Below are 1,539 nucleotides of genomic sequence, written 5' to 3' on the forward strand. Positions count from 1 at the left end.
TCGACCTTCTCCCTGCTGTACATGCGAACCTCCAGTCCGGACCGCCCCGCGGTCCAACTTTCTGTCCGCACCCCCAAACGGGTCCGTTTTCGATTATCTTCGGCCAATTTGGATAAGGCCCTCGAAAATCGTCGGAATCCTAGCGATCGAACTCCGCCAGTGCCTCGCCCAAAAGCCTCAGGCCCTCGCGAAGAACGTCTTCGCTCGCGCAGTAGCCCAGGCGTGCGCCGCAGGGAAGCTCAAAGCGGCTGCCGGGGACCAGCAGCACTCCCCTCTCGGCCAACAGGCGCTTACAGAATTCCTCGTCATCCTCGGGAATATCCAGCTGGATAAACGAGGTGGATATTCCCTGCGGGGCCGTCCAGGAAACGCGATGCTGCGTATCGATCCAAGCCTGCGCGATATCGCGGTTGCCAAACACGATCTTACGGTTGCGCTCGAGAATCTTGTCCTTGTGCTCGAGCACGTAGGTCGCCAGGGCGTCGTTGAACACGCCGCCGCAGATCATGGTGTAGTCACGATAGGTGCGGATGCGGTTGGACACCTCTTCGTTGGCCACGACCCAGCCCACGCGGGCCGCAGGCGTCGAATAGGTCTTGGACACCGAGTTGGTGACAATGGCCTTCTCGTACACGTCGGCCATCGACATAAAGGACTCGGTGTTCCCGAGCGGCAGATACACCTCGTCGCACAGCACGTAGGCGCCCACCGAACGGGCAATCTCGGCAATCTGCCCGAGCATATCGGCATCGAGCACCGTACCGATGGGGTTCGATGCGTTATTGATGCAGATGAGCTTGGTGTTGGGGCGCACCAAGCGCTTGAGCTCATCGATATCGGGCTTCCAGCCGAGCTCCTCGCGGAGCTCCCAATACTCGACCTCGGCACCCAGCGTACGCGGAATCTCGTAGAGCGGCGCATAGGTAGGCCACTCGGCAATCACGTGATCGCCGGGCTCCACAACGGCCATGACGGCGTTGAGGTTGGCGCCCGTGCAGCCATTGGTCTGCAGAATGTGATCGGGATTGACATCGCGACGATACAGCTTGGCGACCTCGGCCTTAAATTCCGGCGATCCCTCGATCCAGCCGTAGTTCATCTTCTCGCGATCCAGGCGCTCGTAGAACGTGGCGCCGTCCTGCTCATCGAGCGCGCGCAGCTCGCCCATGGTGAGCGACGAGATCGTCGACTGGGCGATGTCCCACGTGGCGCTCTTCTCCCAAACGTTGAGCCATTCCTCAACGCCAATCGTCTTAATGTCCATGGCCAAGCTCCTTACAAAAGCAGTCATCCAACCGTGTTGACGTTCCTCATACAAGATTGGGGCGGCGCGAAAACCCGCACCGCCCCAATGGGAGACATCTAACGTCAGCTAGATGTATGTATTAAGACCTATACGGGTCCTAGAAGACCTTAGAGGTCCTCACGCCAGAAGGGCATGCTCATGCAGCGCGGGCCGCCGCGGCCGCGGGAGAGCTCGGCGGAGGGCACGACGAGAAGGTCCAGGCCCTCCTTGTACAGCACGTCGTTGGTGACGGT

At 60.2% G+C, this 1,539-nt stretch carries 2 protein-coding genes; both read right to left on the reverse strand.

From position 1 onward, the window contains the following. Positions 1-139 precede the first annotated feature (139 nt). Positions 140-1,264, reverse strand: a complete 1,125-nt coding sequence (locus tag ACESSC_RS09735; RefSeq protein WP_373162737.1) for an aminotransferase — start codon at positions 1,262-1,264, stop codon at positions 140-142. Between the two features lie 149 nt (positions 1,265-1,413). Continuing rightward, the coding region (locus ACESSC_RS09740) for an arginine deiminase family protein (RefSeq protein ID WP_229770747.1) at positions 1,414-1,539 on the reverse strand (126 nt) is incomplete at its 5' end.

It is taken from the genome of Collinsella aerofaciens (assembly GCF_964243765.1).
Classification (GTDB): Bacteria; Actinomycetota; Coriobacteriia; order Coriobacteriales; family Coriobacteriaceae; genus Collinsella; species Collinsella aerofaciens_BU.

Excerpts from the sequence above, each read along its gene's own strand:
- ACESSC_RS09735 (WP_373162737.1), bottom strand. The coding sequence starts at position 1,264 with ATGGACATTAAGACGATTGGCGTTGAGGAATGGCTCAACGTTTGGGAG.